This is a genomic window from uncultured Campylobacter sp. (genome assembly GCF_938040115.1).
Lineage (GTDB): Bacteria > Campylobacterota > Campylobacteria > Campylobacterales > Campylobacteraceae > Campylobacter_A.
This window is the reverse complement of record NZ_CALHXD010000140.1, coordinates 1-5,847: the sequence shown is the minus strand read 5'-3', so window position 1 is coordinate 5,847 and position 5,847 is coordinate 1. Positions and strand designations below refer to the sequence as shown.

Sequence of the window (5,847 nt, the reverse complement as noted above, 5' to 3'; positions counted from 1 at the left end):
AGTCGCAAGGAGGCACGGCAAATGAGAGCGTTGCGGCGCAGATTGAAATTTTAAAAGGGTGGCTGAAAGATAAATAAATTTTAAAATTTATCGCCAAAAGGCGAAAATTTAATTATAATTATAGAAAAATTTAAGGAGGAAAGGATGTTTGGAAGCGGCTATAAAAAAGAGCTAGAGAGCAAAAATGCGGCTCTATCGCAGGAAAACGAAAGTCTAAAAGCGCAGATAAAGCAACTGCAAAGCGAGCTGGAAGCGGCAAAATCAAGTGCGACGAGCGAGCAAAACGCGCCAAAACCGCAAGCCGAAGCGGTCAAGCTGCTAATAGCCAGCTATGCCGACGGTATAAATTTCTTGCAAGGTACGATGGAAGAAAACCTAAAAATGCTCGAAAATATAAACGAGCTAAATAATCTAACGTTTACTAAGACCGGTGAACTGCGCGAACAGACGAGCTTTATCGTTAGTTCGATGGAAAACGTCCAGCAAATGAGCGGCGACCTGCAAAACGACGCCTCGTCGCTAAACAACAGCGTGATGTCGATCGTGGAGATTATAAATCTCATCAAAGACATCTCGGATCAGACGAATTTGCTAGCTCTAAACGCAGCTATCGAGGCGGCTCGCGCGGGCGAGCACGGACGCGGATTTGCCGTGGTGGCCGATGAGGTGCGAAAGCTCGCCGAACGCACGCAAAAAGCCACTCTTGAAGTAGAGGTAAACATAAACGGGCTTAAACAAAGCTCAAACACGATGATAGGAATGAGCGAAAATTTCTCTAAAATTTCTGGCGACGTGATGCGCGTTTTGAGCGATTTTCAAGGCACTATCGCAAGCGTGAACGAAAACACGCAAAACATCCTAAATCAAGCCCTAAACGTTACTAATGAAGTAAACGTCAGCAACGGCAAAATCGACCATATAAATATGAAATTAAACGGTTATAGGGCGGTATTGCAAGGCGAATTTGAAAGCGTGCCGGATGTCGGTCACTGCCGTTTTGCTAAGTGGTTTAATGAGAAAGTAAAAAATATCATCATAAATGACTCAAAAACCGTACAAGATATCTCTCGCCATCACGAAAACGTGCATAACGGACTCGACAAAGCGATTAAAATTTTCTCAGATAACGGCAAGGATAATGCCGCGGGAGTGGAAATACTAAAAGACGTGGAAAACTCGAGCAAAGTAGGCTTTGAAACGCTTTTAGACGCGGTTAGAGCGGCTAGGAAATAATGAAATTTAACCGTCCTGGCAAAAGGTCGGCGGCGGTTAAATTTTAAAAAGATAAAATTTGCGGGTTTGACTATGTTTTTTTGTTCTTGCTGATCGCTTAATATAAAAACTTGCCGAGCCGCTGTTATCGCTATCCGTGCGGCTTGCTGAGACGAATTTAAAATTCCCGTTTAAATTATAAGTGCAAATTTAATGTATGTTTCGCGGTGCGGTCAAATTTGGCAAATTTGATTTGTATCTAAAAATTTAGCGTCAAATTTGCAGTTTATCCTGTTTTTTATCGGCGCTGGATTTTTGGCGAATTTATCGCGTAAAATGCGGCTTCAATCCTCACTTCAATCTAAAATTTTGATTTTCTTCCGCGATTTTTTGAAGCTCGTTAAGGTTGTTTTCGGCTTGTTTTAAGAGCTCGTCAAATTTAAACCCCAGCATAACGATACGGTAGAGTTCGGGCTTGTTTTTCTTCCAGTTATAAAGCGTTTTCGTATCTATATTTAAAATTCCCGCAATATCTCTTTTTGATAGATTATTTCCCATTTTTAGCCTTTTTGTCGGGAATTTTCAATAAAATAGGCTGACTTATCAACTAAGGAATAATTACTTTATATTTAGATTTTATAAGTATTTATTCCTTAAATTTAATATCTCTTAAGGCTCGTTTCGGTAGCATTCTTCAAATTTTAAATGAGGGGTAAAAATGGCGTACAAATTTGATGAGGATTTGGAGTTCTTGCGTGAGCTAAAAAGTAGCGATTTAAATGAGCTTGTTGATATTCTTAAAGGTAAAGATGGGGATGGAAGAATGACTGAAGAGTTGAGTGCTAAAGATGATTTTAAAAAATTTTATCCAGACCATCAAAGGTATATAGAGTTGATTTGTGAGGAGTTGCAACTTTTTGGCGGCAATACGATTGCAAATATGTTTAGAGGGCATGGTCTTTTATATAAAGAAATTTTATGCGACGTTTGCGATAAGTTAAAGGTTAATTATAATAAATCGCAAAATACGCAGACTATAGAGCAAGGGCTGTTTATGAAAATTTTATCTGATAGTCTAGATAAGATGAGTGAGGAAGACCTAAAAAATATCTCAAACGAGCTTGGATTAAAAACTCCAAGTTTACATCGCAAGCCGTTATGGGCGCTTTGCAAGTAGCAATTAAAGGAGGCGGATTTATGTCGTATAAAATAGCTGTCATCGTGGCAAATATTATCACAAATATTATTTTGGGCAGAGGGCTTAGTTTGGCGGCGAATGCGACGTTTACAAGAACTATTAGCATATTTGCCGGACCTATAGGCTGGCTTATTATGGGTGTTTGGACTACGGCAGATATAGCCGGTCCTGCATACAGAGTAACGATACCTGCGGTTATTCAAGTGGCTTTTTTGAGGCAGGTTTATTTGAATAAGGGTGAAGAATGATGGGATTTGGGGAAGTTTTGATTATAGGCAAAACTATAAAAAGCGTTTGGGATTGGCTTGAAAAGCAAGAAAGACTTGAAAGACGCAGAAAACGCAACAACGCAATAATCAGATGCCTAATCTATGCCGTCATTATCGGCATTTTGTATTATTACGGCTTTACGGATAGCTTTTTTGAATGGATTTATAATTGGTGGAATGATTAAATTTAAACCAAAAATAGACGAACCGACCTAAATTAAGGGTTGGCTCGCTAAGTCAAATTTACGCTCGAAATTTGAGCGTAAATTTAAAATTTAAAACGTACTTTGCGGATCGGTCGCGGTATCTACCCAGCCAAGCTTTGCTCCGGCTAGCAGGTGAAAGTGCAGGTGCATGACCTCTTGACCGCCGTTTTCGCCGCAGTTTGTGACCAGGCGGTATCCGCTCTTGTCTACGCCCATCAGCACCGCAACCTCTTGGATAAATTTCGTCATCTCCCCCATCAGCGCCCCGTCCATCTCCTGGAAATTTTCAAAATGCTTTTTCGGGATGATCAAAATATGAATCGGAGCCTTTGGATTTATGTCGTTAAAGGCTAGAAATTTGTCGTTTTCCAGCACTTTGTTGCAAGGTATTTCGCCTGCTACGATTTTTTCGAATATCGTCATGATTTTCTCCTGGTTAAAATTTGGCTTAATTATAACAAGTAAAAGTTAAAATTTCCCGCCTTTTAGGCAGATTTTATCAAATTTTGACTACAATCTATCCTAAAATTCAGTAAAGGTAAAAACTTGCAAGAGTATAGAGAAAGTATCGCAAAATGCGGGAATTTGGCGGATTTAGACAAGATTCGCGTCGCGCTACTGGGTAAAAAGGGCGCGATCACGTCGGAGTTTGCTAAGCTTAAGGATATGGACGAAGCGGCTAAGAAGGAATTTGCGGCAAATTTAAACAAGCTAAGAGACGAATTTGAAGCGCTTTTAGCGGCTAAAAAAACCGAGCTTGAAAGCGGCGAGATAAAAGCCAAGATGAAGGCTGAGGCCATTGATATAACGCTATTTAACGAGCCAAGCGGCGCTGGAGCGTTGCATCCCGTGATGGCTACGATGGATAAGATCATCGAGTACTTTATGATGCAAAATTTCTCGCTCGAGACGGGGCCGCTCATAGAGGATGACTTCCACAACTTCGAGGCGCTAAATTTGCCTAAATATCACCCTGCGCGCGATATGCAAGATACGTTTTATTTTAAGGATTTTAGGCTGCTTCGCACGCACACTAGCCCGGTGCAGGTGCGCACGATGATGAGCAAAAAGCCGCCGATTCGCATGATAGCGCCTGGAACGGTGTTTCGCCGCGATATGGATCTAACGCACACGCCGATGTTTCATCAGGTAGAAGGCCTCGTAGTCGAAGAGGGCGGCGCGGTGAGCTTTGCAAATTTAAAATCAATGCTTGAAAATTTCTTAAAATACATGTTCGGCGACGTTAAAGTGCGCTTTCGCCCTAGCTTTTTCCCATTTACGGAGCCTAGCGCGGAGGTCGATATCAGCTGTATTTTCTGTCACGGCGAGGGATGTCGCGTATGCAAGCAAACGGGCTGGCTCGAGGTGCTAGGATGCGGCGTGGTCGATCCGAACGTCTTTAAAGCAGTCGGCTACAAAAACGTGAGCGGATACGCATTTGGGCTTGGAGTCGAGAGATTTGCGATGCTGCTTCATCAAATTCCTGATTTGCGCTCGCTTTTCGAGGGAGATTTAAGATTATTGGAGCAGTTTAAATGATAATTTCAAGAAATTGGCTAAATGAATGGCTAGATATCTCAAGCGTAACGAGCGAAACTCTGCTAAAGACGTTAAATTCGATCGGACTTGAGGTCGATAGTTTTAAAGAGATCAGGGTACCTAAAAACATCGTCGTAGGCTACGTAAAAAGCAAGATAAAACACGAAAACGCCGAGAAACTAAGCGTTTGTCAAGTGGATGTGGGCGGCGAGACGCTACAAATCGTCTGCGGCGCGAAAAACGTCGAGGCCGGACAGTTCGTACCTGTAGCACTATCAGGCGCCGTTATGCCTAGCGGCCTAGAGATAAAGAGGGCAAAACTGCGCGGCGTCGAGTCAAACGGCATGATTTGTTCATCCGTGGAGCTCGGCCTCGTAAAAACAAATGACGGCATAATGCCGCTGGATGAAAGTATCGGCGAGCTAAAACTGGGCAAAGAAATTTGCGAATATCCGCTACTAAACGACGACATCATCGAGATCGAGCTAACGCCAAACCGCGGCGACTGCCTGAGTGTTTACGGCGTAGCGAGGGATCTGTCGGCCGCGCTTGATCTGCCGCTAAAAGACGCCGCCAGATACGAAGAGGGCGAAAATTTGCTCGGTATCGGGCGTATCTTAGCTATCCACGCCGAGGAAAATTTACAAAGCAGCTTTCAGTACCGAGCTTTTGAGATAAAAGAGTATTTTGACGAAAATTTGCTGATGAAGATCCGTTTGGCGCTGATCGAGTGCGATAAACAAAACCGCATCGAGCGCCTGCTAGACTACGCTACGCACTCAACCGGCGTGCTATTTAGCGCGTATGATTACGCCAAGCTCAAAAAGGACGACGAGCGCGCTATTTTTGACCTGCAAAAGGGCGCAAATTTGGCGACTGAAATTTTAGCCGGCGGCGAGCTTTTGGGCGTGGGCGGCGTGTATCAGACGGATGCGGCTAGACTTGACGAAAACAGCAAACTAATCATAGTGGAGGCTAGCTATACCGATCCGCAAGTGATCGCGACTACGGTCTACGAGGACAAGCAAATGCCGCGCCAAGCGCAGGCTTACCGATCGCTAAGAGGCAGCGAGCCAAACGTAGGTTTTGGAGCCGATTTTTTATTTAAACAGCTAGCCGCGCTAAAATCGGTCGCGCTTTATGCGGGCTCTCAGCAAAGCGTGATGACGCGCGAACCCAAGGTCGTGAGCTTTACGATGAGCGAAATGCAAAAAATGATCGGTCAAGAAGTCGCGCAAAACGACGTCGTGAGGATACTTAAAAAGCTTGGATTTAGCCTAACTTTTAACGCCGAAAAAGAGGGCGCGAATGCGAAGGTTCCGCTATTTCGCCACGACATCGTAAATTCGCATGATATTTGCGAGGAGATCGTAAGGATAATAGGCATCGACAATATCGCCTCAACGCCACTAAATTTTGCAGA

At 43.5% G+C, this 5,847-nt stretch carries 6 protein-coding genes and 1 pseudogene; 5 read left to right on the top strand and 2 right to left on the bottom strand.

The genetic code is table 11. From position 1 onward, the window contains the following. Positions 1-144: 144 nt before the first annotated feature. The gene (locus Q0314_RS05165; RefSeq protein ID WP_298057261.1) at positions 145-1,233 is read left to right on the top strand and encodes a methyl-accepting chemotaxis protein; all 1,089 of its coding nucleotides are present in this window, start codon (positions 145-147) and stop codon (positions 1,231-1,233) included. A gap of 330 nt (positions 1,234-1,563) precedes the next feature. Here the strand turns inward: Q0314_RS05165 and Q0314_RS05160 are convergent, their stop codons facing one another. Then, positions 1,564-1,770, bottom strand: coding sequence for a transcriptional regulator (locus tag Q0314_RS05160; RefSeq protein WP_297948043.1), 207 nt, complete (start codon positions 1,768-1,770; stop codon positions 1,564-1,566). Positions 1,771-1,930: 160 nt separating this feature from the next. Here Q0314_RS05160 and Q0314_RS05155 point away from each other — a divergent pair. Next, positions 1,931-2,658 (top strand): annotated as a pseudogene (locus Q0314_RS05155) (DUF3944 domain-containing protein). Further along, complete coding sequence (locus tag Q0314_RS05150; protein WP_298057259.1) at positions 2,655-2,864, top strand: hypothetical protein; 210 nt, start codon at positions 2,655-2,657, stop codon at positions 2,862-2,864. The pseudogene Q0314_RS05155 and the gene Q0314_RS05150 overlap by 4 nt, the downstream one beginning before the upstream one ends. Before the next feature lie 90 nt (positions 2,865-2,954). Here the strand turns inward: Q0314_RS05150 and Q0314_RS05145 are convergent, their stop codons facing one another. After that, positions 2,955-3,308, bottom strand: a complete 354-nt coding sequence (locus tag Q0314_RS05145; RefSeq protein WP_009493554.1) for a histidine triad nucleotide-binding protein — start codon at positions 3,306-3,308, stop codon at positions 2,955-2,957. Positions 3,309-3,431: 123 nt separating this feature from the next. Between Q0314_RS05145 and pheS the strand changes: the two genes are divergently transcribed. After that, positions 3,432-4,424: a phenylalanine--tRNA ligase subunit alpha gene (gene pheS / locus Q0314_RS05140; protein ID WP_298057257.1), complete on the top strand. Its 993-nt coding sequence runs from the start codon at positions 3,432-3,434 to the stop codon at positions 4,422-4,424. After that, the coding region (gene pheT / locus Q0314_RS05135) for a phenylalanine--tRNA ligase subunit beta (protein WP_298057255.1) at positions 4,421-5,847 on the top strand (1,427 nt) is incomplete at its 3' end. The genes pheS and pheT, both read left to right, overlap by 4 nt.

Bases quoted from the DNA above. Each gene is read 5' to 3' on its own strand.
- Q0314_RS05165 (WP_298057261.1), top strand. From the start codon at position 145: ATGTTTGGAAGCGGCTATAAAAAAGAGCTAGAGAGCAAAAATGCGGCT.
- Q0314_RS05160 (WP_297948043.1), bottom strand. From the start codon at position 1,770: ATGGGAAATAATCTATCAAAAAGAGATATTGCGGGAATTTTAAATATA.
- Q0314_RS05150 (WP_298057259.1), top strand. From the start codon at position 2,655: ATGATGGGATTTGGGGAAGTTTTGATTATAGGCAAAACTATAAAAAGC.
- Q0314_RS05145 (WP_009493554.1), bottom strand. From the start codon at position 3,308: ATGACGATATTCGAAAAAATCGTAGCAGGCGAAATACCTTGCAACAAA.